22 protein-coding genes are annotated in these 24,155 nt (G+C 72.2%); 11 read left to right on the top strand and 11 right to left on the bottom strand.

Features of this window, described 5'->3' with window-relative positions; translation table 11 throughout:
* The first annotated feature begins 12 nt into the window (after positions 1-12).
* From HCK04_RS44075 to cutA, 3 genes are read left to right on the top strand one after another with little or no spacing between them, the layout of a single operon-like run.
* Positions 13-888, top strand: a complete 876-nt coding sequence (locus HCK04_RS44075; protein ID WP_142645429.1) for an FAD binding domain-containing protein — start codon at positions 13-15, stop codon at positions 886-888.
* Entirely contained in the window at positions 885-1,373 is a 489-nt protein-coding gene (locus HCK04_RS03570; RefSeq protein WP_142645428.1) for a (2Fe-2S)-binding protein, read from the top strand. The genes HCK04_RS44075 and HCK04_RS03570 overlap by 4 nt, the downstream gene beginning before the upstream one ends.
* A complete protein-coding gene (cutA, locus tag HCK04_RS03565; RefSeq protein WP_142645427.1) occupies positions 1,370-3,754 on the top strand; it encodes an aerobic carbon-monoxide dehydrogenase large subunit in 2,385 nt (794 codons plus the stop codon). The genes HCK04_RS03570 and cutA overlap by 4 nt, the downstream gene beginning before the upstream one ends.
* A gap of 5 nt (positions 3,755-3,759) precedes the next feature.
* On the opposite strand, the gene HCK04_RS03560 is transcribed toward cutA, so the two are convergent.
* From HCK04_RS03560 to HCK04_RS03545, 4 genes are read right to left on the bottom strand one after another with little or no spacing between them, the layout of a single operon-like run.
* Positions 3,760-4,152 carry a type II toxin-antitoxin system VapC family toxin gene (locus HCK04_RS03560; protein ID WP_142645426.1) on the bottom strand — a complete coding sequence of 131 codons (393 nt, stop codon included), beginning with the start codon at positions 4,150-4,152 and terminating at the stop codon, positions 3,760-3,762.
* Entirely contained in the window at positions 4,149-4,409 is a 261-nt protein-coding gene (locus HCK04_RS03555; RefSeq protein WP_142645425.1) for a type II toxin-antitoxin system VapB family antitoxin, read from the bottom strand. Before HCK04_RS03555 ends, HCK04_RS03560 begins: the two co-directional genes overlap by 4 nt.
* Before the next feature lie 57 nt (positions 4,410-4,466).
* On the bottom strand, positions 4,467-5,378 hold the full coding sequence (gene cydB / locus HCK04_RS03550) for a cytochrome d ubiquinol oxidase subunit II (RefSeq protein WP_142645424.1): 912 nt from the start codon (positions 5,376-5,378) through the stop codon (positions 4,467-4,469).
* 11 nt (positions 5,379-5,389) lie between these two features.
* Positions 5,390-6,853, bottom strand: a complete 1,464-nt coding sequence (locus tag HCK04_RS03545; protein WP_142645423.1) for a cytochrome ubiquinol oxidase subunit I — start codon at positions 6,851-6,853, stop codon at positions 5,390-5,392.
* 518 nt (positions 6,854-7,371) lie between these two features.
* Here HCK04_RS03545 and HCK04_RS03540 point away from each other — a divergent pair.
* Complete coding sequence (locus tag HCK04_RS03540) at positions 7,372-8,058, top strand: carbon monoxide dehydrogenase subunit G (RefSeq protein ID WP_142645422.1); 687 nt, start codon at positions 7,372-7,374, stop codon at positions 8,056-8,058.
* 192 nt (positions 8,059-8,250) lie between these two features.
* Here the strand turns inward: HCK04_RS03540 and HCK04_RS03535 are convergent, their stop codons facing one another.
* Positions 8,251-9,438, bottom strand: a complete 1,188-nt coding sequence (locus HCK04_RS03535) for an NAD(P)/FAD-dependent oxidoreductase (protein ID WP_142645421.1) — start codon at positions 9,436-9,438, stop codon at positions 8,251-8,253.
* Positions 9,439-9,576: 138 nt separating this feature from the next.
* The gene (locus HCK04_RS03530; protein WP_142645420.1) at positions 9,577-10,224 is read right to left on the bottom strand and encodes a PadR family transcriptional regulator; all 648 of its coding nucleotides are present in this window, start codon (positions 10,222-10,224) and stop codon (positions 9,577-9,579) included.
* A gap of 125 nt (positions 10,225-10,349) precedes the next feature.
* Here HCK04_RS03530 and HCK04_RS03525 point away from each other — a divergent pair, with 125 nt between their 5' ends.
* The 6 genes from HCK04_RS03525 to HCK04_RS03500 all read left to right on the top strand — a co-directional run bounded on the left by HCK04_RS03525 (position 10,350) and on the right by HCK04_RS03500 (position 18,097).
* Positions 10,350-11,012, top strand: a complete 663-nt coding sequence (locus HCK04_RS03525) for a DsbA family oxidoreductase (protein ID WP_142645419.1) — start codon at positions 10,350-10,352, stop codon at positions 11,010-11,012.
* 93 nt (positions 11,013-11,105) lie between these two features.
* Positions 11,106-13,151: a hydantoinase/oxoprolinase family protein gene (locus HCK04_RS03520; protein WP_142645418.1), complete on the top strand. Its 2,046-nt coding sequence runs from the start codon at positions 11,106-11,108 to the stop codon at positions 13,149-13,151.
* Positions 13,141-14,973 (top strand): hydantoinase B/oxoprolinase family protein, encoded by a 1,833-nt coding sequence (locus HCK04_RS03515; RefSeq protein ID WP_142645417.1) that lies wholly within the window; start codon positions 13,141-13,143, stop codon positions 14,971-14,973. The genes HCK04_RS03520 and HCK04_RS03515 overlap by 11 nt, the downstream gene beginning before the upstream one ends.
* Positions 14,974-15,121: 148 nt before the next feature.
* Positions 15,122-15,277 carry a hypothetical protein gene (locus HCK04_RS03510; RefSeq protein ID WP_168065612.1) on the top strand — a complete coding sequence of 52 codons (156 nt, stop codon included), beginning with the start codon at positions 15,122-15,124 and terminating at the stop codon, positions 15,275-15,277.
* Positions 15,278-15,416: 139 nt separating this feature from the next.
* Complete coding sequence (locus HCK04_RS03505) at positions 15,417-16,598, top strand: CoA transferase (protein ID WP_142645416.1); 1,182 nt, start codon at positions 15,417-15,419, stop codon at positions 16,596-16,598.
* Positions 16,595-18,097 (top strand): carboxyl transferase domain-containing protein, encoded by a 1,503-nt coding sequence (locus HCK04_RS03500; RefSeq protein ID WP_142645415.1) that lies wholly within the window; start codon positions 16,595-16,597, stop codon positions 18,095-18,097. Before HCK04_RS03505 ends, HCK04_RS03500 begins: the two co-directional genes overlap by 4 nt.
* A gap of 82 nt (positions 18,098-18,179) precedes the next feature.
* On the opposite strand, the gene HCK04_RS03495 is transcribed toward HCK04_RS03500, so the two are convergent.
* Genes HCK04_RS03495 through HCK04_RS44070 form a run of 5 tightly spaced genes read right to left on the bottom strand, consistent with a single transcriptional unit; the run spans position 18,180 to position 23,074 of the window.
* Entirely contained in the window at positions 18,180-18,626 is a 447-nt protein-coding gene (locus tag HCK04_RS03495) for a hypothetical protein (RefSeq protein ID WP_142645414.1), read from the bottom strand.
* A complete protein-coding gene (locus tag HCK04_RS03490) occupies positions 18,623-19,081 on the bottom strand; it encodes a hypothetical protein (RefSeq protein WP_240970906.1) in 459 nt (152 codons plus the stop codon). The genes HCK04_RS03495 and HCK04_RS03490 overlap by 4 nt, the downstream gene beginning before the upstream one ends.
* Before the next feature lie 10 nt (positions 19,082-19,091).
* Positions 19,092-19,883: a carbon-nitrogen hydrolase family protein gene (locus HCK04_RS03485; protein WP_142645413.1), complete on the bottom strand. Its 792-nt coding sequence runs from the start codon at positions 19,881-19,883 to the stop codon at positions 19,092-19,094.
* Positions 19,813-20,868 carry a DUF418 domain-containing protein gene (locus HCK04_RS03480; protein WP_142645412.1) on the bottom strand — a complete coding sequence of 352 codons (1,056 nt, stop codon included), beginning with the start codon at positions 20,866-20,868 and terminating at the stop codon, positions 19,813-19,815. Before HCK04_RS03480 ends, HCK04_RS03485 begins: the two co-directional genes overlap by 71 nt.
* 31 nt (positions 20,869-20,899) lie before the next feature.
* Complete coding sequence (locus tag HCK04_RS44070; RefSeq protein WP_142645411.1) at positions 20,900-23,074, bottom strand: NAD-binding protein; 2,175 nt, start codon at positions 23,072-23,074, stop codon at positions 20,900-20,902.
* Between the two features lie 264 nt (positions 23,075-23,338).
* On the opposite strand from HCK04_RS44070, the gene HCK04_RS03470 reads away from it, so the two are divergent.
* On the top strand, positions 23,339-24,142 hold the full coding sequence (locus tag HCK04_RS03470; protein WP_205829782.1) for an alpha/beta hydrolase: 804 nt from the start codon (positions 23,339-23,341) through the stop codon (positions 24,140-24,142).
* The last annotated feature ends 13 nt before the right edge of the window (positions 24,143-24,155 follow it).

The following is a 24,155-nucleotide window of genomic DNA, read 5'->3' as shown; positions in this document are numbered from 1 at the left end:
GGTGCGATCGCGGTGAAACCGCCTCCGTTCGACTACCACGGCCCGGTCACCCTCGGCGAGGCGCTCGACGTCCTCGCCGAGGCCGGGCCCGGCGGGAAGGTGCTGGCGGGCGGCCAGAGCCTGATCCCGCTGCTCAACATGCGCCTGGCCGCGCCCGCCCACATCGTCGACGTCAACCGCGTGCCCGGCCTGGACGGGATCGAGGCCGGGCCTGCGGGCGTACGCGTCGGGGCCCTGGCCCGGCACGCCGCCGTGGAGCGCTCGCCGCAGGCCGCCGCCGTGCTGCCGCTGCTGCGGCAGGCGCTGCGGCTGGTCGCCCATCCCGTGATCCGCAACCGCGGCACGGTGGTGGGCAGCCTCGTGCACGCCGACCCCGCCGCCGAGATGCCCGCCGTGCTCGCGCTGCTCGGCGGGTCCGTACGGCTGGCGAGCCGGGACGGGGAGCGGGAGGTGCCGGCCGCGGAGTTCTTCACCGGCCCGATGGAGTCGGCGGTGCGGCCCGGTGAGCTGGCCGTGTCGGCGTTCTTCCCTGCGCTGCCCCCGCGGTCGGGCACTGCCTTCCACGAGGTGGCCCGGCGGCACGGCGACTACGCGGTGGCCGGGGTGGCCGCCGCCGTCACGCTCGGCGAGGACCTGCGCGTCGCCGCCGCCCGTGTCGCCTGCGTGAGCGTGGGACCGGTCCCCGTCGTCGTGGACGTGACCCCGGCGTGCGGCCCTGGCCCGGCCGCCGAGGCCGACTGGGAGGCGGTGGCGGGAGCCGTACGGGACCGGGTCGATCCGGAGGGCGACATCCACGCGACGGCTGACTACCGGCGGCACCTCACCGGGGTGCTCGCCGCACGGGCGCTGCGGGACGCGGCCTTCGCGGCCCGCGGGGAGGAATCGTGAACGAGACACGCCATCACGTGACGCTGACGGTCAACGGCGTCGTGCGGGAGGCGACGGTGCCGGGGCGGCGGCTGCTGTCCGACTGCCTGCGCCACGACCTCGGCCTCACCGGCACCCACGTGGGCTGCGAGCACGGCGTCTGCGGCGCCTGCACGGTGCTGCTCGACGGAGAGCCGGTGCGGTCGTGCCTGACGTTCGCCGTCACGGCGGACGGCCACGAGATCACGACGGTGGAGGGGCTGGCGCGCGACGGCGAGCCGTCGCCGGTGCAGCGGGCCTTCAGCGAGTGTCACGCCCTGCAGTGCGGGTTCTGCACCCCGGGGTTCCTGTGCACGGTCACCGCGTTCCTGCGCGACAACCCCGTGCCCACAGAGGAGGAGGCGCTGGAGGCCGTGGCGGGCAACCTGTGCCGGTGCACCGGCTACCAGAACATCCTCAAGGCGGTCCACCGCGCCGCCGAGCTGCAGGCGGAGGAGGGCCGGTGACGACGAAGCTGTTCGGCGAGCCGGTCCGGCGGCGCGAGGACGACCGGCTGATCACCGGGCGGGGGCGCTACCTCGACGACCTGGGCGAGGGCGCGCTGGCCGCCGCCTTCGTCAGGTCGCCGCACGCCCACGCGCGGATCCTCGACATCGACGTGTCGGACGCCGTCGACGTCGAGGGACTGGTCGCGATCTACACGTGGGAGGACCTGCCGGGCGCGCTGGCCGAGCCGCTGCCGCTGCTGATCCCGCATCCCGCGCTCACCCACGGCCGTACGGCGTACCCGCTGGCCAGGGAGATCGTGCGGCACGTCGGCGAGCCGGTCGTGATGGTCGTCGCCCGCGATCGCTACCTCGCCGAGGACGCCTGCGCCCTGATCCGGGTCGACTACGAGATCCTCAAGCCGGTCGTCGGCATCGAGGAGGCCGTGCGCGGGGTCCATCTCGTGCACGAGGACGTGCCGGGCAACGTCGGCGCGCACCTCGTGCAGGAGGTGGCGGGACCGGGCGGCGTGACCGCGCGCGAGGCGATCGACGCCGCCCCGCACACGCTGGAGTTCCGCCTCGACATCGAGCGCAGCGCGAGCATGCCCCTGGAGGGGAGGGGCGTGTACGCCCGATGGGACGCCGACGACGAGTCGCTGCGCGTCTACACCTCCACCCAGACGTCCACGAGCGTGCGGATGGCGATCGCGGCCAAGCTCGGGCTGCCGCTGCCCAAGGTGGAGGTGATCGCGCCCGACGTCGGCGGCGGGTTCGGCGTCAAGATCGTCCATCCGTGGCCGGAGGAGGTCCTCGTGCCGTGGGCCGCCCGGCTGCTCGGCCGCGAGGTCAAGTGGACCGAGGACCGGCGTGAGCACTTCATCTCCTCCTCCCACGAGCGCGGCCAGGTCCAGCACGTGCGGGTCGGGTTCGACGACGAGGGGCGCGTCCTCGGGCTGGACGTCGAGATCCTGCACGACCACGGCGCGTACACGCCGTACGGGATCATCGTGCCGATCATCACCTCCACGCAGCTGCTCGGGCCGTACAAGGTGGGGGCCTACCGGGTCGAGTTCTCCTCGATCTACACCAACACCGTCCAGGTCACGCCTTATCGGGGTGCGGGCCGCCCGCAGGGCGTGTACTGCATGGAGCGGACGATGGACCGCATCGCCGCCCATCTCGGCAGGGACCGCACCGAGGTCCGCGCGGCCAACTTCATCCAGCCGGACGAGTTCCCGTACGACCAGGGCCTGACGTTCCAGGACGGACGGCCGCTGATCTACGACAGCGGCGACTATCCCGAGGCGCTGCGCCTGCTCAAGGAGCTGATCGGCTGGGACTCCTTCCCCGAGGAGAAGGCCCGCGCGGCGGCCGAGGGCCGCCGGATCGGCATCGGCGTCGGCTGCTACGTCGAGGGCACCGGCGTCGGGCCGTACGAGGGCGGGCACGTGCAGGTCACCTCCGACGGCCGGGTGCACGTCTCGACCGGGCTGACCTCGCAGGGGCAGGGGCACGAGACCGTGTTCGCGCAGATCGCGGCCGCCGAGCTCGGGGTGCCCATCGAGAAGGTGTCGGTCGTCACCGGCGACACCCGGCGTTTCGGGTACGCCGTGGGCACCTTCGCCTCACGGGCGGCAGTGATGAGCGGCAACGCGATCGCGCTCGCCTGCCGGAAGGTCAGGGAGAAGGCACTGCGGATCGCCGCCGAGGCGCTGGAGGCCGACCCGCGCGACCTGGAGATCACCGACGGGATGGTCCACGTCGCCGGCGTGCCGTCGGCGTCGATCCCGCTGGCGACCGTCGCCGTGCTGTCCAACCCGCTGCGCTACGCCTTCGACGAGGAGGCCAGACGGGCCACGCAGTTCGCCGGTCCCGCCTCCGACGACCGGCCGCCGGTGGCCGAGGGCGAGGAGCCGGGGCTGGAGGGCCGGGACTACTACTCGCCGATCAGGTCCACCTTCGCGGCCGGCATGCACGCGGCCATCGTGGAGACCGACCCCGACACCGCCGAGATCAGGATCCTGCGGTACGCCGTCGTCCACGACTGCGGCAGGCTGATCAACCCGATGATCGTCGAGGGCCAGATCCACGGCGGGGTCGCCCAGGGCGTCGGCGGCGCGCTCTACGAGAAGATGGCCTACGACGAGCACGGCCAGCTGCTGAACGCCTCGTTCATGGACTTCCTGATGCCCTACGCCACCGAGGTGCCGCGCATCGAGACGGCCCACCTGGAGACGCCCTCGCCGCTGAACCCGCTCGGCATCAAGGGCGCGGGGGAGGCCGGGGTCATCCCCGTCTCGGCCGTCATCGCCTCCGCGGTCGAGGACGCCGAGGGCATCACGATCACCCGGATGCCCATCTCCCCCTCCGACCTCTACACCCTGCGCCACGACCGCTGACCCCGTCAGAGCGCCGGAGTCACGTCCGTGTGAACGAAGTCGTCACCCTTGAACAGGAGTGGTTCCCCGCACTCTCTCGCGAGCGCGTAGGAGAAGCAGTCGCCGAAGTTCAGTCCCGCTTTGTGACCGCTCCCCCTGCCGTAGTCCCAGTAGGCCCGGCGCGCGGTCCGGGCCTGCTCAGGCGTGACCGGCATGATCTGCGCCCTCATCCGGGCGAGAAGGTCGTCCAGGAGCCGTGACGCAGCAGGGTCACGCGCACGCTCGACCACCGCGGCCAGCTCGACGTAGGTCCCCGCCGAGATCCGTCGCGTCGGCGCGTCTCTGATGGCTCTGGCCAGGTCGACGGCGTCCGGCTCTCCGTTGATGATCGCGATGATCGCGCTCGTGTCGATGATCACGACGGAAGCCCGGTCTCAGGGTCGTAGAGGAAGTCGCTTGACAGCTCGACCCCACCCACTCGCGAGCGGATCCTCGCGGCAAGGGCGAGGATGTCGTCTGCCATCGCGGCGTCCTCGGCCTGCCGAAGCTTGGCGAGCAGCCGCTCGTGCCTCTCCCGCAGGGCGGAAATGACGGCGGCGGTCTTGCTCTCGCCGGTGAGCGCCCCGATCTCGGCCGCCAATCGCTCGGCCTCGGGATTCTTGATGTTCAAGCTCATGGCCGCCCCTTTCTACCCTGTCTACCTTAGGACTCTACCCTTTCTGCCGTTCCTGGATCAGGAGACTTGGGCCGTGAGGCGCTTGCGGAAGACCCAGTAGGTCCAGGCCTGGTAGGCGATGACGCCCGGCAGGGCGAACAGGCCGATCCAGGTGAGGACGGTCAGCGTGTACGGCGCCGAGGCCGCCTCGGCCAGCGTGAGCCCGGGCAGGGGAGCGGACCACAGCACGCCGAAGACGGTGGCGGTCGTGGCGGCGATCGCCGTCGCGGTCGCGACGAAGGCCCAGCCCTCCCGGCGGCCCCACACCAGCGTCACCCCGGCCGCCAGCGCCGCGGCGGCGAGCAGGGCCGTGCCGAGCGTCCACATCGGCCCCATGCCGGGCACGGACGGCAGCACGGCGAGCGCGACCGGCAGCGCGCCGGCGGCCGCGAGCAGCGCGGCGCGCCGGGCGCGGGCGCGGACCCCGCCGGTCGTCTTGAGCGCCACGAACACCGCGCCGTGCAGCACGGCCACCGACAGCGACAGGGCCCCGCCCAGCATGGTCGCCAGCGCCGTGCCGAACAGCAGGTTGCCGAAGATCGCGCCCCACAGGAACGCCGGGAGCACGCTGCCGGTGACGATCCCGGCGTCGCACAGCGCGACCTCGCGCCGGGAGTGGACCTTGCCCCGCCACTCCAGGCCCACCCCACGGAGGATCAGGCCGGTGATGACGAGGAAGACCGGCAGGTAGAAGCTGCTGAGCAGGCCCGAATACCAGGCGGGGAAGGCGGCGAACATCGCCCCGATCGCGGTGATCAGCCACACCTCGTTGCCGTCCCAGACCGGCCCGATGGTGCCGAGCACCTGCCTGCGGTCGGCCTCCGACCGCGACAGCAGCGGCAGCAGCGCCCCCACGCCGAAGTCGAACCCCTCCAGGACGAAGTAACCCGTCCAGAGGAACGCGATCACGATGAACCAGAAGGTCGTCATCTCGTGGCTCCTCAGTACATGAGCGTCGGCGTGAGCCGCGCCTCGTCGGGGCGGGTGGGAACGGTGCCCGAGGGCGCGTTCTCGACCGGCGGCAGCTCCGGGCCCGCCTTGACGTGCCGCACCAGCAGCACGCCCTCGGCCAGCGCCAGCACGCCGTACAGGACCGTGAAGACCGCCAGGGTGATCGCGACCTCGCCGAGCGAGACGCCGGGCGACACGCTCGCGGCCGTCATGAGCTCGCCCTGGACGGTCCACGGCTGGCGGCCGATCTCGCTGAGCAGCCAGCCCGAGATGATCGCGACGATGGGCAGCGGGAGCGCCAGAACGCACAGGCGGGCGAACCAGCCGGGCACCGGCTTCGCCGTTCCGCCGCGCCGGCGCCGCCGGGTCAGCCACAGGCCGAGCACCGACAGGCCGACCGTGGTCATGCCGAAGACGATCATCACGCGGAACGACCAGAACACGACCGGCAGGTTCGGGACGTAGTCGGCCGGTCCGAAGGCCTTCGCATAGCGCGCCTGGATGTCGTCGACGCCCTGGACGGTCGCGCCGGGGTCGTGCGCGGAGAGCAGGCTGAGCAGCCCGGGCACCTCGACGCCGGGCACGATCGAGAACGGCGCCCCGGCGGTGTCGTGGCGCAGGCCCTCCGCCGCGGCGAGCTTCATCGGCTGCTGCTCGTGCAGCAACCGGCCGGACAGGTCGCCGGTGCCGGCGACGACCGCCCCCGCGATCGCCGTCATGACGAGCGCGGCGCGCAGGCTCGTACGCCACATGTCCGGGACGCGGCGCATCGGCACGGTCGCGTTCTGGACGGCCTGGGCGCTCCGGCGGCCGGGCAGCACGCGCAGGCCGCGCTCGCGCAGGATGCGGTAGCCCGCGACGGCGATGACGAACCCGCCCGCCACGACGAACGAGCCGGCGACGACGTGCGGCACCTGGGCGAGGGCAGTCGAGTTGGTCAGCACCGCCCACAGGTCGGTCATCCTGGCCCTGCCGTCCACGACCTCGTAGCCGACCGGGTGCTTCATCCAGGCGTTGGCCGCGAGGATGAAGTACGCCGACAGGTTGGAGCCGATGACGGCGGCCCACAGGCAGGCGAGATGGAAGCGCTTGGGCAGCCGGTCCCAGCCGAAGATCCACAGGCCGAGGAACGTCGACTCCAGGAAGAACGCGAGCAGCGCCTCCAGCGCCAGCGGCGCGCCGAACACGTCGCCGACGAAGGTCGAGTATTCGCTCCAGTTCATCCCGAACTGGAACTCCTGGACGATGCCGGTGACCACGCCCATGGCGAAGTTGATCAGGAAGAGCTTGCCGAAGAACTTCGTGAGCCTGAGGTAGTGCTCCTTGCCCGTCCGCAGCCAGGCGGTCTGGAGCCCGGCGACGTAGACGCCCAGCCCGATCGTCAGAGGTACGAAGAGAAAGTGGTAGACGGTGGTGACCCCGAACTGCCACCGTGCCAGGTCAAGCGCGTCCATGTCTCCCTCACGCCAGAGAGCTCTACAGCTTGTAGTTCTATGTTCAGTAGTACTACAAGCTGTAGAGCAATAGGGTTCCGCGGTGTGCGATCTTCGTCACAGCCGGGCGAAGTCCCGCCCCGTTCGCGGTGTCCCCGTCGCCTGCAGTGCCGGCCATGCCGGCCATGCCGGCCATGCCGGCCGGATCGTCCCGGTCGCCGGGGACTGACGGTCCCGGACCGCCGGGAGCGCCTCCTGGGGAGGCGCGCGATCAAGGATGGGCGAACGAGGGCAAGTGCCGCGTCCGTCGTGCGGGTGATTCCCCCGTACGCCGCGCGGTTGACCATGCGGGGGCCGGCATCGGTGGACGGGCGTACGCGCCGGGGCACTTCTGCGCGGCGACGGCGGAGAACGGCCGATAGCCGGCCGCGCCGCCGGGCATGTGAACTCTGCACGAGCACGACGCCGTGCCGGGGCAGATCTTGCCGTTCTCGCCGAACCGGTGATTCTCTAGGGTGCTCGGCATCGGAGGTGGGCGCATGAAGGTCTCAGGCAGCGCGCTGGTCGCGGTGGAGCGCAAGCGGGTCTGGGACGCCCTCCAGGACCCCGGCGTCCTGGTCAGGACGATCCCCGGTTGCGAGCGCCTGGAGACGATCGGCGAGAACGTGTACGCGATGACGGTGACGGCGGGGGTCGCCTCGATCAAGGGCGTCTACCAGGGCGAGGTGGCGCTGCGCGACCAGGAGGAGCCCGACCGGTTCACGCTCGGCGCGCGCGGTCAGGGCGCGCCCGGCACGGTCGAGGCGACCGTGGCCGTACGGCTCAGCGACGCCGAGGGCGGCACCCGGGTCGACTACGACGCCGACGCCGTCGTCGGCGGCATGATCGGCGGCGTGGGGCAGCGGATGCTCGCCTCGGTCGCGAAGAAGACCGCGGGGGAGTTCTTCTCCGCCGTCGAGCGGCACCTGCTGTCGGTCCCCGTCGCAGGCACGGCCGTCGTCGCGGCGGGGCCGGGAGCGGCGGCCGGTGACGAGCGTGCGGTGGTGCCGGCGGCCGTGACAGGGGAGGCCGCGCCACGCGTGTTCACGCGCGAGGCCGCCCCGGCGGCGCGTCGCCAGGGCGTGCCGGCCTGGACGATGCTCGCGGCGTTCGGCACCGGCGCCGGGGTGGCGCTCGGCAGCGCCGTCATCGGCTGGCTCCTCGGCCGCCGGAGCCGCCGCGGGTAGGCCGCCGCGGGCAAGGGCGGACGCCGCGAGCCGCGGTGGTGTGGCAGACCTGGAAGCGTTCGGCCGCGCGGCGGATGCTCCCGCCCTCCCCGACGACGCAGAGGTGTCGAGGGCTTTCCCGCCGGGGTGCGGTGTGGTCGCCGCACACCGAGCCGGGAAAGCCCTCACCCGCGGCAACCTGGGCGAGCGTGGTCAGCGGACCGGGGAGGCGGCGGCGGCGGGCGCGTCCCAGTCGATGCGGTAGCGCTGCTCCGGGCCCACGGTCTTGTCCGGATTCATGACCGTCTTCAGCATCAGCGGCATGAGAAGCGGAATCAGCCTCCGCATGACCGGGCCCGGTGTCTTGGCATGGTTGATCTTGGCGGTGCGCGCCGCCACCTTCTCCACCCGGCTGCGGCGGAGCCGCTCGTACGTGGCGAACGCCCGCGGCACGTCCTCGATGTCCCGCAGGCAGCGGGCGAGCTGGACGGCGCTCTCGATCGCGAGCGACGCGCCCTGCCCCGAGCTGTTCGACGGCGCGTGGGCGGCGTCGCCGACCAGGACCATCCGGTCGCGGTGCCAGCGCGGCACGCTGGGCATGATGTAGAGCGCCCCCGTCACCAGCATCGACGTCACCGGGGCGTGCCGGATGAGGTCACCACCGGGCACGTCGTCGCCGTACGTCTCCCGCAGGGTGCGCATCCACTCCTCGCGCGGCACCTCGCGGGCCTGGGCGAGGGACAGGGGCCGGTCGTAGGGCAGGTTGACGCCCCAGGTGGTGCCGCCCGCGGTGTTGCGCCAGTAGAGGTAGTAGCCGCGCCTGCCGAAGGCGAAGACCGTCGTCTCCGCATCCTCGGGCACCTCGTACGTCGAGACGCCCTCCACGCCGATCATCCCGGTCCACTTCGGGCCGGGCGCGTGCGGGTCGATGAGCCGGCGGACGGTGGAGTGGACGCCGTCGGCGCCGACCAGGACGTCGAACCCGGCCCGGCCGCCGTCGGCGAAGATCGCCGTGGTGCCCTCGACCCCGGTGAGCCGTCTGCCGTACTCGACCGCGACGCCCTGCTTCACGAGCTGGTCGCGCAGCGCCCGGTAGATGTCGGCGCGCCGGACCATGTGCATCGGTCCGACCTCGGACAGGCTGGGCAGCTCCAGGCGCGTGCGGCCGGCGAGCGACATGACCGAGCGCGTGACGGGCTGCGCGGCCGCCCGCACCGCGCCGGCCACACCGACGATCTCCAGCGCCGCCAGGCCGTTGGGGGCGAGGCCGAGTGATCCGCCTGCCTCGTCGGCGCTGGTCGGATAGGCATCGTAGATGGTGACGTCCATGCCCGCCCTGCGCAGCGCCAGCGCGGTGACCGGGCCGGCGATGCCACCGCCGATGATCGCGACGTGCTTCATTTCTCCTCCTGTCGATTGACGTGCACGCCGAACCGCCATGGGAGGAGACCCGTTATCCTCGATTCGCTGCATCTTCGGGCCACCACATGCCGGTTCGAAGGTCTGCCTGGTGGCGGTGTTGCAGCACCGCCACCAGGACTAAAGGTCAGTGATCTTCTCTTCCGCGAGCTCCTTCATCTCCGCTGACAGCCCGCCGGCCTCGTGGAAGCCCCGCCACTCCGCCAGGCCGGGGAACGTGCCGGAGGTCAGCTCGTCGAGCAGGGCCGCGACCCAGCGCTCTTCCGCCCTGAGCATCGCCAGGTCGTACTCCGTCTCGATGAGGAACAGACGCGGCACCTGCAGGTCGTCACGTTCATGGAACTCCTCCAGCTCGGCGATCCCCCTCCTGATCGCCGAGAGCCGGTCGGTGAGCAGCCCGGCCACGTCGTCCGGGGGGAGCACGGCCATGACCGACAGCCCGGCGCGGAACCGCGGGAACTCCATCTGGGGGACGCCGAGCAGTTCCCGGGTCCAGTCGACCAGCTCCTCCCGGCCCGCCTCGGTGATCCGGTAAACGGTCCGCTCCGGGCGGCGCCCCTGGCGGCCGCTCTCCAGTTCCTCGATCAGCCCGTGCTTGGCCAGGTTTCCGACGACCGTGTACAGGGATCCCCACTTGATCCCCATGTCGTGCTCTTTGTTCCAGCCGCGCAGGGCCGCCGCCATCTCGTACGGATGCATCGGCCGGTGCGCGAGCGCGGAGAGCACCGCCAGCGCCAGCAGGTTCGCCACCTTGCGCCGCTTCGCCATGGACGATCACCCTCTTGTTCGTTTACTCGCACACGAATATACGGATGCGAGTGCGCGGGTCGCAAGGCCGATCGAATCCCCGCCGGCGGGGAATCCACTGCCGGAGGCGCTGGTTGGGACATGTCGTGAAAGTCGAGATCTTCTCCGATGTCGTGTGTCCGTGGTGCTACATCGGTCACCACCGTCTCCATCAGGCCGTACGCCTCTACGAGGGGCCCGTTGAGATCGCCCATCGCCCGTTCCAGCTCGACCCGGACGGGGTCTCCAGCGGTGAGCCGCTGCTGAGCGCGCTGGAGCGCAAGTTCGGCGGCGCCGCCCAGGTGGCGCAGATGACCGGTCACGTCGCGGGCGTGGCGGCGCAGGACGGGCTGGAGCTCCGCTTCGACCGCGCGATCGCCGCCAACACCTTCGAGGCGCACCGGCTGATCGGGCTGGCCGGCCGCGCCGGGCGCGACGCGGACATGACCGACCGGCTCTTCCGGGCGCACTTCACCGACGGCCTCGACGTCGGCGACCCCGCCACGCTGGCCACTCTCGCCGCCGAGGTGGGAGTCGAGGACACGGGCGAGGGAGCCGGCGAGGTGCGCGCGGACCTCGCCCGCGCCCGCGAGCTCGGCATCCGCGCCGTCCCGCTGTTCCTGTTCGAGGAGAAGTTCGCCGTGTCGGGCGCGCAGCCCGTCGAGACGCTCGTGGCCGCCCTGCGTGAGGTCGAGCAGCGTACGGCGCAGGAGAGGGCCGCACGCGTGCCGGGCGGCGACGGCTGCGACGACGGCGCCTGCGCGGTGTAGGCCGCTGGTCGGGCAGGGTCTGACGACAGGACGGCGATTCTTCGGCAGAGTGCGCCGGTTCTTCCGATCGGCGGCGATCGGTAAACACGGAGCATGTCCAGCGTGCGCATCGGGGTCGACACTGGCGGCACCTTCACCGACGTCGTGCTCGTCGACGAGGAGTCCGGCCGGATCGTGACGACCAAGACTCCCTCGACTCCTGCCAACCCGGCCGACGGGTTCATGGCAGGCGTGCACAAGGTGCTCGAGGCCCACGCGGGGTCCCGCGCCCTCGACGCCGTGTCCGCACTCGTCCACGGCACCACCGTCGCCACCAACCAGTTGCTGGAGGACCGCCCGGACGGCACGTCGCACCTGGGCTTCGTCACCACGGAGGGCTTCGAGTTCGTCCTGGAGATCGCCCGGCAGAGCGTGCCGGACGGGTACGGCAACTCCTACTTCTGGGTCAAGCCGCCGCGGATCGTGCCCGTCCACCGGGTGCGTACGGTCGGGGGGCGGCTCGACCACCTCGGCCGCGAGGTCCGGCCGTTCGACGAGGAGCAGGCCGCGGACGCCGCGCGGTGGTTCAAGGCGCGCGGCGTCACCGCGATCGGGGTGTGCTTCCTGCACTCCTACGCCAACCCGGAGCACGAACGGCGGATGCGCGCGGTGCTGGAGCGCGAGCACCCCGAGGCGGTCGTGTCGCTGTCGAGCGACGTGCTGCGCGAATACCGGGAGTACGAGCGGTCGGTGACCACGCTGGTGGACGCGGCGGTCAAGCCGATCATGCGGCGATACATCGACAACCTGTCGGAGCGGCTGGGCCGGCCGTTCTCGGTCATGAAGAGCAACGGCGGCGTGCTGTCGGCGGCCGAGGTGGTGCACCAGCCGATCACGACCGTGCTGTCCGGTCCGGCGGCGGGGGCGCTCGGCGCGGCGCTTATCGCGAGCACCGCCGGGCACCCGAGCGTCATCACCCTCGACGGCGGCGGTACCTCCACCGACGTGGCCGTCGTGGTGGACGGGGAGCCGTCGCTGACGACCGAGGGCAGCATCGGCCGCTACCCGTGCAAGATCCCGATGATCGACATCGTCACGGTCGGGGCGGGCGGCGGGTCCATCGCCTGGATCTCCCCCGAGGGCACGCTGAAGGTCGGCCCGAGATCGGCGGGTGCGGACCCCGGGCCGATCTGCTACGGCAGGGGCGGCACCGAGGTGACGGTGACCGACGCGCACGTCTTCCTCGGCCGGGTGCCTCCGCACCTGCTCGGCGGCGAGATCCCCCTCGACGTCGCCGCCGCCCGGGCGGGCGTCGAAGCGCTGGCGGGCCGTCTCGGGCTGACCCCGGAGCGCTGCGCCACCGGGATCCTGGAGATCAGCGCGTTCAACCAGTCCAACGCGATCAGGCAGATCACCGTGCAGCGCGGCCTCGACGTGCGGGACTTCCCGATGGTCGCCTTCGGCGGCTCCGGGCCGTTGCTGGCCTGCCGGCTCATCGACGTCCTCGGGCTGCGGGCCGCGATCGTCCCGCCCGATCCCGGGAACGTGTCCGCGTTCGGCCTGCTCACCGTGGACGTGAAGAACGACTACGTCCGCACGTACGTCGCCCGCGACCCCTCGCCCGAGGTGGTCGCCGGAATCCTGGCCGGCCTGGAGGCCGAGGCCGCCGCCGCGCTCGACCGCGAGGGCTTCACCGGGCACGTGTACGCGCGCAGCGCCGACCTGCGCTACTACGGCCAGGCGTACGAGGTGCGGGTGCCCGCCCCCGACGGCCCCGTCGACGCGGCATGGCTCGCCGAGGTCGCCGAGCGGTTCCACGCCGAGCACGAGAGGCTCTACGGGTACGGCTACCGCGACGACCCCCGCCACGCCGTCGAGTGGGTCAACCTGCGGGTGTCCGGCATCGGCCCGATCACCCGGCCGAAGATCGCGCGCAGGCCCCTCCAGGAGGACGAGCCGAGCCCGGTCGCGACCCGCGACGTGTTCTTCGAGCAGTGGGCCAGGACCGTGATCTACCGCCGGGCCGACCTCGGCGCGGGCGCGGTGGTGCGCGGCCCGGCCGTGATCGAGGAGTACGGCTCGACCCTGCCGGTGCATCCCGGCTTCACGGCGACCATGGACGACTACGGCAACCTCGTGGTGGTGAGCGATGACCGGTAGGACCGCCGACCCCGTGCTCGTGGAGATCGTGGAGGGCACGCTCGCCTCGGTCGAGAAGGAGGTCGAGACGGCGATCGCGCGTACGGCGAGGTCGCCGATGATCCGCGACGCCCACGACTTCCGCGCCGGCATCCACGACGTGCGGCTGCGCAAGCTGACCGGGCGGTCCTACTCGGCGCTGGTGCAGCCGGTCGTCCGCGACTTCCCGATCGAGACGATGCGGCCCGGCGACGTGTTCTTCCACAACGACGTCTACCTCTCCGAGGGCGGCATCGGTCACCTGCCCGACCTGTGCGTGACGGTGCCGGTCTTCCACGGCGGCGAGGTCGTCGCGTTCGTCCAGGCGTTCGGCCACCATGACGACATCGGCGGCGCGGTGCCGGGGTCGATGCCGTCGCACGCGCGCAGCGCGTTCGAGGAGGGCCTGATGGTCCCGCCGATCAAGCTGTGGGACCAGGGGGTGCCCAACCGCGCCGCGCTCACGATCATGACGCGCAACTCCCGGATGCCCGACTCGCTGGCCGGGGACCTCGACGCGGAGTGCTCGGCCTGCCTCATGGGCGCCCGGCGGCTCGGCGAGCTGTTCGGCCGGTACGGCCGGGAGGCGGTCGAGGCGTGCTTCGACGCGATCATCGACAAGACGACCGAGACGTTCCGCCGCGAGCTGCTCGCGAAGATCCCCGAGGGTGTGCACGTCTGGGAGGACTACGCCGAGCACGACGGCGTGGACGAGCCGCGCCTGCACGCCCAGCGGATCACGCTCACCGTCGATCATTCGGCGGAGACCCCGCTGACCATCGACTTCACCGGCACCTCGCCCCAGGCGAAGGGGCCGATCAACCACGCCGGCGACTACGCCGACGGCGTCTTCCTGAAGAAGTGGCTGGCGCCGATCCTGCGCAACCTCGCCGACACGCCCGAGCGGATGGCCGAGCTCGACGTCAACGAGGGCGTCGTGCCGCTGATCAAGATGGTCTTCCCGGAGAAGGGCACCCTGCTGACGCCGATCTTCCCCGCGCCCACCAACGCCCGTACGTTCGTGATCCTGCGCCTGCTCGGCGTTCTCGCGGGCGTCCTGGCCAAGGCGACCGGCGGCCGCATGCCCGCCGATCAGGAGACCATCCGCTACACCGGCGTGTACGGCGAATCGGACGACGGGCCCTATCTCATGCGCGAGGTGCTCGGCGGCGGCTCGGGCGGGCGCTGGTACGCCGACGGGGAGGACACCATCCACGTGGTGCCCGACAGCCGCAACATCCCCGTGGAGTTTGCCGAGGCACGCTGGCCGTTCCGGGTCGAGCGGCTGGGGCTGGCCGTGGACAGCGGCGGGCCGGGGGAGTTCCGCGGCGGCCTCGGCTACGACAAGCACATCCGCATGCTCCGCGACGCCTCCTTCATGTCGATCGCCGACCGCTCGATCCTGTCGTGCTGGGGCGTCAACGGCGGCCGGGCGGGCCGCCGCTTCCAGGTCACCGTGGACGGGGTGGAGATGGAGGGCCTGGTCGACGACTTCCCCGTACGCGCCGGGCAGGTCATCCGCATCCGCACCACCGGCGGAGGCGGCTGGGGCTCCCCGTACGACCGGCCCGTGGAGAAGGTGGCCGCCGACGTGCGCGACGGGAAGGTGTCGTTCGAGGGTGCGCGGGAGGACTACGGCGTCGTGCTGACCGGCACCCGCGATGACGTCGTCGTCGACGCCGAGGCGACCGAGCGCCTGCGGGAACGCCTGCGCGAGACCCGCCCCGCAGCCTTCTTCGACCGCGGCCCCGGCTATCCCAAGCTCTCCGGCGGCCTCCCGCACGCGGAGGTGGACACCCTCTGACGCGCCCCCGCGAAAGCGGCTCATTCGCCCATCTCAGCGGAACGGGTACGGGGGCACTGCCGCCCCAGGCTGCCTGGGCGCCGGTGGTTGGGGGCGGTGTCCGTGGGTAGCCGTTCAATAACGGCACAATCGGGATGGTGAGTTACAAATGGCATCTATCGTCCAGCGCATCAGGGAATACCTGCACACCCCCAAGGGGCGCGAGAACGTCGAGAAGGCCAAGACCATGGCGCGTGATCCGCAGAACCGGCAGCGAATGCGCCGGCTGATGGACCAGTGGCGCGGCCATCGCACGCATCACTGACCCGGAACCCCGGGCAGCTCCGTGCCGCCCGGGGCACCGGGAGGCGCGGTCGGGGGCTGTCTTCGGGCGGGGTGATTTGACAGTCTTGCCGGTGGAGACCGAAGGACGTTCTCCTTAGCAACCCCCGTGGAGGCTGGTTGTGCAGGGACCTCTCAGCGGCATCGTCGTCCTCGATCTGTCCCGGGCCCTCGCCGGGCCGCACTGCACGCAGATGCTCGGCGATCTGGGCGCCCATGTGATCAAAGTGGAGCACCCCGCGGGCGACGAGTCGCGCGAGTGGGGCCCCTTCGTCGGCCCGGATCATGCCATATCCACCTACTTTCTCGCGGCCAACCGCAACAAGCGCTCGATCACGGTGGACCTGAAGTCCGGGGAGGGCCGCGCTCTGGTCGAGCGGCTCGTACGGCAGAGCGACGTGCTGGTGGAGAACTTCCGCACCGGCGTGCTCGACCGCCTCGGGTTCCCCGTCGAGCGCCTGCACACGATCAACCCCGGGCTGGTGATCCTGTCCATCACCGGCTTCGGGCACGACGGTCCCGAGGGCGGCAGGCCGGGCTACGACCAGATCGCCCAGGGGGAGGCCGGGCTGATGTCGCTGACCGGGCCCTCGCCCGACGAGCCCTACCGGGTCGGGACCTCGATCGCCGACCTGCTCGCGGGCATCCACGGCGCGTACGGGGTGGTCGCGGCCCTGTACGAACGCGAGCGCACCGGCCGCGGGAGGGTCGTCAGGACGTCTCTGCTGGCGTCGATCGTGGGTGTGCACTCCTATCACGGCACCGCCTGGACCGTCGCGGGCACGGTGCCGAGGGCGGGCGGCAACCACCACACCTCCATCGCCCCGTACGGCGCTTTCACCTGCGCCGACGGCATGATCCAGATCGCGGCGGCCAACGACGGGCAGTGGCGCAAGGTCGCCCAGCTACTGGACATCGATCCCGAAATGCCAAAATATGCGACAAACAGGGATAGGTTCGCGCATCGGGAAGAGCTGATCGCCGAGATGGAGAAGGCGCTGGCGGCCCACGACCGCGAGCACTGGCTCGCGGCGTTGCGCGAGGTCGGCGTGCCCTCGGGCGCGATCCGGTCGATCGACGAGGTGTACGCCTGGGACCAGGTCCGGTCGCAGGGCCTGGTCGTCACCGTCGACCATCCGGTGCTCGGCCCGATCGAGCTGCCCGGCCCGCCGCTACGCTTCGACCGTGACGATCAAGCAGGAACCCCGGCGGCCGGAGAGGGACACGCGGCGCCTCCCGCCCTGGGCCAGGACAACGACGCCGTGCTCGACTGGCTGGCCGAACGGGAGCGGCGTTCGCCATGAGCAACGCTGACGCGGCCAGGCCGGACGCGCGGACGCTGATCGCGCGGGTGCTCGACGCGCACTCGTGGAAGTCGTGGGACGGTCCCCCGCGCGACCGGGCCGAGCCCGGCTCGGACTACGCAGCCGAACTCGCCCGCGCCCGGGCCAGGACGGGGTACGACGAGTCGGTCGTCACCGGAGAGGGCACGCTCGACGGGCGCCGGGTGGCCGTCGTCGCCTGCGAGTTCTCCTTCCTCGGGGGCTCGATCGGGACGGCGGCGGCCGAGCGGCTCGTCCGGGCCGTCGAGAGGGCCACCGCCGAGCGCCTGCCGCTGCTCGCCGCCCCCGCCAGCGGCGGCATCCGCATGCAGGAGGGCGCGCCGGCCTTCGTCCAGATGGTGAAGATCACCGCGGCGGTCGCCGCGCACCGCGCCGCCGGCCTGCCGTACGTCGTCTATCTGCGCCATCCCACGACGGGCGGGGTGCTCGCCTCGTGGGGATCGCTCGGGCACGTGACGGCCGCGGAGCCGGGCGCGCTCATCGGCTTCCTCGGGCCGCGGGTCTTCGAGTCGCTGCACGGCTATCCCTTCCCCAAAGGGGTCCAGGTCGCGGAGAACCTCTACTCCCACGGGCTGGTCGACGCCGTCGTCTCGGCCGAGGACGCGCGGGAGATCGCCATCCGGGTGCTGGCCGTGCTCTGCGCCCCGCGCGAGGGGCTGGACCCCGGCGGGGAACCCGATGAGGCGGCCGAACCCGTGCCGGCGTGGGAGGCCATCACGCGCTCGCGCCGCGACGACCGCCCCGGCGTGCGCGAGCTGCTCAAGTACGGCGCACGCGACGTGACCCCGTTGCACGGCACCGGCGTGGGGGAGCGCGACCCCGGCCTGCTGCTGGCGCTGGCCAGGTTCGGCGCCGCGCCCGCCGTCGTCCTCGGCCAGGACCGGCGGCGGCAGCGGACGGGCAGCACGCTCGGCCCGGCCGGGCTGCGGGTGGCCAGGCGCGGCATGCGCCTGGCCGGCGAACTGGGCCTGCCGCTGGTCACGGTCGTCGACACCGGCGGGGCGGAGCTGTCGAAGGCGGCCGAGGAGAGCGGCCTGGCCGCCGAGATCGCCCGCTGCCTGGCCGACCTCGTCATGCTCGACGCGCCGACCGTGTGCCTGCTGCTGGGGGAGGGCGCGGGCGGCGCCGCGCTGGCGCTGCTCCCGGCCGACCGGGTCGTCAGCGCGCAGCACGCCTGGCTGTCCCCGCTCCCGCCGGAGGGCGCCTCGGCCCTGATGTACCGGACCGTCGATTTCGCCCCGGAGATCGCCGCCGCCCAGGGCGTACGCGCCGCCGACCTGCGGCGGGACGGCATCGTGGACCGGATCGTGCCCGAACGGCCCGATGCGGCGTACGAGCCGGAGGAGTTCTGCCGCAGGGTCGGCCGCACGCTCGAACACGAGATCGCGGGCCTGCTGGACCGCCCGGCGGAGGAGCGGACGGCGGCCCGATTCGCTCGCTATCGGTCGCTCGGCTCCTGAACCGGCCGTCTGAACCGGGCCGTCTGAACCGGGCCGTCTGAACCGGGCCGTCTGAACCGGTTGTCCCAGCGGGGCGGGGCCCTCACGGGCCCTCGTGACCGTCCGGCCGGTCAACGGTGAGCGGCACCGGCACGCGCTCCACCCGGATCGCGTGGACCTCCTCGCGGGGCACGACCACCTCGTAGGCGCCGTGGTCCACCAGCCAGTAGCCGAGCGCCTCGGCCTTCAGGCCGTTGTGGCCGGTGTAGGCGATGTGCAGGCCGCCCTCCCCGCCGTCGCCGCCGTCGTCCTCGTCCAGCACGAGGCACGGCTCGCCGCCGAACGCCCCGACCGTACGCAGCAGGGTGAGCCGGTCCAGCGCCGCCCGGCTCACCCGCAGCCGCCAGTAGCCGCCCGCGTCGGTGAACCCCTCCTGCGGCGTCTCGCTGAACAGCACGACGTCGTTCCCGCCGGGCCCGACCGCGGCGGCGTAGTCCCGGTCGCGGTAGCGGGCGACGAATCCCAGGCCGACCGGCTCGATGTCGCTCATCGCGCCGGCCGCCAGGTCAGGCCGTCGTATCCGGCGAACGGACGCTCCCCGGCCGCGGTGAGGTGGACGATCTCCGCGCCCGCGGGGACCGGCATGGGCATCGTGTGGAACTGCGGCACCACCTGCTCGCGCGAGGCGGTGAAGCCGTTCCCGGTGAAGGGTGGTGCATCGCTCCAATCACCGCCCATGTGCGGGCCGTACGGGACGACGTAGGTGTCGATGTCCCGCGCGTCCCAGCGCATGATGTACAGCTCGGGCACGTCCGGCGTCAGCTCCGATCCGTCGAAACTCAGGTCGAGGGCCTCGACGAGCGCGGCGGGTGTGGTGAGGCGGTCGCAGTCCTGCACCCGGTACACGTAGCCGGAGATGATCGTGCGACGGCCCGACAGGTACGGCACGAGCAGCCGCGGCGGAACCACCTTCTGCATCCGCGTCCTGCGTCCCGGCTCGCTCATGGGGCCAAGTTTACGATCTGCCGACTCCGAGCCGGCGGTGTTCGAGCGAGGGGAGGGTGGCGCGCGCGGTCTCGGTCCAGGCCGTGTCGATCTCCGCGATCAGCACGCCGGGGCCCGTGCCCAGGTCATGCCGGGCGACGCCCATCGGATCGACGAGCATGCTGCGGCCCACACCGAACCCGTCCGGTATGGCGGGATTGGGGGCTTGACCGACCGCGATGGTCCAGGTTGTGTTCTCGATGGCCCTGGCCCTCACCAGGGTCGTCCAGTGGTCCTCCTTCAGCGGGCCCGAGCCCCAGGCGGCGATCACGGCGAACGTGTCCGCGCCCCGGTCCACCAGCGCGCGGGCCAGCTCGGGGAAGCGGACGTCATAACAGGTGATCAGGCCGATCCTGAGCCCGGCCAGCTCCACGACCTCCGGGACGTCCCCCGGCGCGACCAGCTTCGACTCCTTCGCGCCGAAGGAGTCGAACAGGTGGATCTTCCGGTAGGCCGCGGCGAGCGAGCCGTCCTCCCGCAGGGCGACGGCCGAGTTCCACACCCTGCCGTCCGGGGCGGTCTCGAAGACGCCGGCGATGACGGCCGTGCCGTGCTCGCGCGCGGCCTCGGCCAGGCCGGTGACGAACGGGCCGTCCAGGGGCTGGGCGGTCTCGAGGATTCCCGGGCCGAACCGGGCGAGCGTCGCCTCGGGGAACACGGCGAGGTCCGCCCCCCGCGCCCGTGCGAGGGCGTCACGCACGGTCGAGAGGTTGGTCTCCGGGTCGTGGTCGACGGGAATCTGGCACAGCGCTACGCGGGTCACGGATCACAGTCTGCCCGGTCGCCGCCGTGCCCCACCAGGTGCCTCCGGAGTCGTCCAGGGAGGTGCCCCACCACGTGAGCGTGCGCCACACCCGTTCCAGCGGGCCGTACCGGTGCCGGGCGAGCCACCACCTGCAGAAGACCGCCTGCACGGCCACGGTGACGACGGTGAGCACCACGACGGCGGCACCCGTGTGGTCGGCCTCCAGAAGCGGCATCGCCACCACGATCACCGTCGTGCCCGTCACGTAGTTGGTCAGCGTCATCCTGCCCAGCGCCTCGAACACCGCCGTACGACGGGCGACCAGCAGGAACGCCGTGGCGTACGCCGCCGCGCCGCACAGCGCCGCCGCCTGGTAGACCCCGCCGCCGGGCGGCGCGTGGTTCCACCACCAGGTCAGCCCGGCCGCGAGCAGGGCCGCCGTACCGCACACGGCGCCGAGGAGCGGCCCGCTGCCCAGGCCGTCGGCCCCGCCGAGGCGCCCGGCGCCCCTCCTCGCCTCCCCGCCGGGCGCGGCGGCCAGGCCGAGCAGGAACAGCGCGGTGATCAGCACGTACGGATGGGGGTCGAGCACGGAGGCGACCAGGACGCCGCATCCCACCAGCAGCACGGCCCCCCGGGGCAGCAGGCTCGCCGGAAGCAACAGGACCACCCCCAGCAGCGCGTACGGCAGCAGCACCTCGCCGGGGTCGATCAGCATGTGCGCCGCGCCCAGGGCCGCGAGCACGGCCAGGCGCCGCAGCATGACGACGCGCGGGCGCCGCGTGCGCAGCCCCGCCGAGCGCAGGAACAGCGCGAAGGACAGCCCGAACAGGAACGCGAACATCGGGTAGAAGCGGCTCTGGAACAGGTTCGTCATCACCCAGTCGATCGAGGTCGGCCCGTGCCGCACCCTCTGCTGCCAGGCGTTGACCAGCATGATCCCGCACACCGCGAACCCGCGCAGCGCGTCGACCCGCCGGATCCTGTCCGCCGCCGCCTTCACCCCGACCGTCCCCTTCGTGCCCGTCTTCGTGTCAGTCCCTCCGCGAGCCGGGCGGCCAGAGCACCAGCACCCGCATCTCCTGCTCGCGGGCGTGCGCGACGACGTCGGCAGTCCCGCCGTACCCGCGCGCCGGCAGCCCGTCCCAGACGGCGAGCAACTCGTCCGCCCGCTCCAGCATGAAGACCGAGGCGGCCATGTACGCCACCGGTTCCGGCCGTTCGAACGGCATCGTGTGCACGTGCCGCGCGAGCGGGAGCAGCTCGTCGTATCCCGCCCGGGCCGCGCGGGGCAGGCTCTCCCGATATCCGGCGGAGGGCACGATCACGTCGAGCTCGCCGCCGGCACGCAGCACCTCGCGGGCGAAGAGCTGGTCGGCCCCCTCCGCCAGGCAGGACAGGCCCACGAGCGGCCGGCCCCGGCCGGCGAGAACGGCCCGAAGGGCGCGGCGGATCCGGACGGCCGTGTCCCTGGGCAGGCCCCGGTGGCCGGTGAACGCGATCGTGGGCACCCCGCTCACTCGCTCAGCCGACCCGTACGATCTGGAAACCCGCGGTGGCCAGGATGCGCGGCAGGTTCCGCACGGTGTCGCGGGCCTTCTCTCTCGCCATGTCCGAGATGTTGTCCCAGCTGTCCAGGTCGGGGTGCCTCCTGCTCTCGTCGTCGCGGACGGGCCGCGGGTCCATCCGTCGGCGACCAGGTCCCGCAGCCACCGTTCGTGCTCCATCATCGCAAGCTGCTCGATCTCGTAGTCCTTGAAGGCGAAGTGCAGCTCGGGCTCCACGCGGGGAGCGAGGGCGCAGCCGATGCTCGTCAGCTTGCGGCCGATGTCCTCGGCCTGCCGCCGGTTCGCCGCCCGCAGACGGGACGGCAGGCTCTCCCACGGCACCAGCGAGGGGTTGGTCGCCCGCACGTGGCGCCGCGCGGTGTTCTCCACGATGTAGCTCTCGTGGATCGCCCGGGCGAGCGTCTCCACCAGGTCCTCCCCGATGAGTCGTGGGTCGCCGGCCTCCTCGTTGACCGCGAAGACGCGCAGGGCGCCGGACAGCCCCTCCAGCAGATGGACGTCATCGAAGGCCCGGCTGAAGGTGCCGGCCTCCTCGACCCGTACCACGAGCGATCCCGGCCCGCAGTTCCACAGACGCAGCGAGGTGAGCGCGGTCTTGAGCGCGAGGTCCTGGTCGCGATGGCACACGAACACCCGCTGCGGCGGCTCGGACGGCAGCAGCTCTCCCAGCGGCAGGTCGCCGGGCGGCGCGTTGTGCGTGGTCAGCGCGCACGTCTCGGCCACGAACTCGAACCTGCGGCACACGGCCTCGACGGTCTTGGTGGCGTCGGCGTCGATGACCGTCACGGGCAGCGGGTACGGCGCGGGGATCAGCCGCCGCCTGCGCGCCATCTCGACCAGCAGGCTGCGGCCGAAGGCGTCGAGCCCGATGACGACGACAGGCTGCTCGTTCACTATCGGGTGCCGGTCCAGGAGCACCCGGGCGGCGAGCTCGTCCAGGTTGAAGAAGTCGAGACGCAGCCGGGGCCTGCCGGGAAGGCTCAGCCGGCGGGCCCGCAGCGCGGCGCACAGGTCGGGATCGGAGATCAGGGCGTACGCCGACAGGGGCCGCCTGCCGTCGGCTCTGGCCACGCCGTGCGCCGCCAGGGCGATCGCCGTGTTGGCCGAGCTGTCCGGCTCGCAGGCGTACAGGACGGAGGCCCGCTGGATCCCGGCGGCGCGGAGGGTGGCGGGGCTGCGCGCGTCGCCCCTGACGTAGAGCACCCTGCGATCGCCGGTGGCGGCCACCGGAGCCGACCCGATCATCACGATCCGCGTGCTCGTCGCGCGCAGCCGTTCCACCAGGGCCAGCGCCGGCGATCCCGTGCCGCACACGACCACGTGCTCCTTCGACCTGCGCGCCCGCAACCGCCGCAGTTCGGCGGCGAACAGCAGGCGGGCTCCGTCGACGAGGGTGTAGATCGTCACGCCGGGCGCGGCGAAACGCGCGAACTCCAGCAGGCCCGGCAGCGGTTTCGGCTCGTCGAGCGGCGCGGAGTCGAATACGAACAGTTGCAGGTCCCAGTAGAGGAGATCGAGGGGACCCGACGGCAGATTCAGCGTTTTCGCATAGGTCTGAAGGCCGATATATCCGGTCACCAGTGCGGCCACCGCCAGGCCCGCGAATACCGCACGCACCACGTAGCTCGCGGGAAAGGCCATAAATCCTCGTCCTTCGCTGGGCGGCACGTGCCTTTATCGAAAATAACCCGCCAAAAGGGAGCGCTCCAGGGGCCGTCCGGGAAAGGTGTTGCCGTTCCGAGGCCGCCGGGCCCTTTCGCGTCACACCGGTTCGGAGGATCCTGGGCCTGAGATCCTTCGACGATCGACACGGAGGGCCCGGCGTTGACGGACGGGGTGTGGTCGGCGGATCGCGAGCGGCGCCTCGCGGTCGCGCAACGGGGAAAGATCCACGGAGGAAGACCGGTGTTCCTGCTCCACGGGACGCCCGGCAGCAGGATCGGCCCCCTTCCACGTGAAGGACTGCTCTATCGGCTCGGCGTGCGGCTCATCACCTACGACCGCCCGGGGTACGGCGACTCCGACCGGCACGAGGGCCGCAGTGTGGGGGACGTCGCCGCGGACGTGGCCGCCATCGCGGACCACTTCGGGCTGGACCGCTTCGCGGTGGTGGGCCGTTCCGGCGGCGGGCCGCACGCGCTGGCCTGCGCCGCCCTGATCCCTCACCGGGTGACCCGGGCCGCCGTGCTCGTCGGGCTCGCGCCGCGGGAGGCGGAGGGCCTCGACTGGTTCGACGGCATGTCCGAGGGCAACATCGCGGAGTACATGACCGCGATGCAGGGACGGGCGCGGCTCGCGGCGCGGCTCGGCCCGACCGCCGCCGAGATCCGCGAGGACCCCGTACGGCTCGTCAACGCCCTCTACGACGAGCTGCCCGAGCCGGACAGGAGCGTGATCGCGGACGCCGGCATCCGGACGATGCTGGTCCAGAACTACGCGGAGGCCGTGCGCAACTCCGCGTACGGCTGGATCGACGACGCCATGGCCTTCTGCTCGCCATGGGGGTTCGACCCCGCCGACATCAGGGTCCCCACGCTGCTGTGGCACGGCGAGGACGACGTGTTCTCACCGGTCAGCCACTCCCGCTGGCTGGCCGGGCGGATACCTACCGCCACGGTGCGGATCCAGCGGGGCGCGGCGCACTTCCACGCCCTGCACGTGCTGCCCGACCTGCTCGGCTGGCTCGCCAGGGACGAACGGGCGGCCTGATCGGCCTGGCCGC

Source organism: Microbispora sp. CL1-1 (assembly GCF_012034195.1).
In the GTDB taxonomy this organism is placed as follows: domain Bacteria; phylum Actinomycetota; class Actinomycetes; order Streptosporangiales; family Streptosporangiaceae; genus Microbispora.
The sequence above is the reverse complement of the archived record's forward strand: the minus strand, read 5'-3'. Positions and strand labels throughout refer to the sequence as shown.

What these genes read in the sequence shown, in the direction of transcription:
- HCK04_RS03555 (WP_142645425.1), bottom strand. Translation starts at nt 4,409, where the DNA reads ATGAGCTTGAACATCAAGAATCCCGAGGCCGAGCGATTGGCGGCCGAG.
- cydB (WP_142645424.1), bottom strand. Translation starts at nt 5,378, where the DNA reads ATGACGACCTTCTGGTTCATCGTGATCGCGTTCCTCTGGACGGGTTAC.
- HCK04_RS03545 (WP_142645423.1), bottom strand. Translation starts at nt 6,853, where the DNA reads ATGGACGCGCTTGACCTGGCACGGTGGCAGTTCGGGGTCACCACCGTC.
- HCK04_RS03540 (WP_142645422.1), top strand. Translation starts at nt 7,372, where the DNA reads ATGAAGGTCTCAGGCAGCGCGCTGGTCGCGGTGGAGCGCAAGCGGGTC.
- HCK04_RS03535 (WP_142645421.1), bottom strand. Translation starts at nt 9,438, where the DNA reads ATGAAGCACGTCGCGATCATCGGCGGTGGCATCGCCGGCCCGGTCACC.
- HCK04_RS03530 (WP_142645420.1), bottom strand. Translation starts at nt 10,224, where the DNA reads ATGGCGAAGCGGCGCAAGGTGGCGAACCTGCTGGCGCTGGCGGTGCTC.
- HCK04_RS03520 (WP_142645418.1), top strand. Translation starts at nt 11,106, where the DNA reads ATGTCCAGCGTGCGCATCGGGGTCGACACTGGCGGCACCTTCACCGAC.
- HCK04_RS03515 (WP_142645417.1), top strand. Translation starts at nt 13,141, where the DNA reads ATGACCGGTAGGACCGCCGACCCCGTGCTCGTGGAGATCGTGGAGGGC.
- HCK04_RS03510 (WP_168065612.1), top strand. Translation starts at nt 15,122, where the DNA reads ATGGCATCTATCGTCCAGCGCATCAGGGAATACCTGCACACCCCCAAG.
- HCK04_RS03500 (WP_142645415.1), top strand. Translation starts at nt 16,595, where the DNA reads ATGAGCAACGCTGACGCGGCCAGGCCGGACGCGCGGACGCTGATCGCG.
- HCK04_RS03495 (WP_142645414.1), bottom strand. Translation starts at nt 18,626, where the DNA reads ATGAGCGACATCGAGCCGGTCGGCCTGGGATTCGTCGCCCGCTACCGC.
- HCK04_RS03490 (WP_240970906.1), bottom strand. Translation starts at nt 19,081, where the DNA reads ATGAGCGAGCCGGGACGCAGGACGCGGATGCAGAAGGTGGTTCCGCCG.
- HCK04_RS44070 (WP_142645411.1), bottom strand. Translation starts at nt 23,074, where the DNA reads ATGGCCTTTCCCGCGAGCTACGTGGTGCGTGCGGTATTCGCGGGCCTG.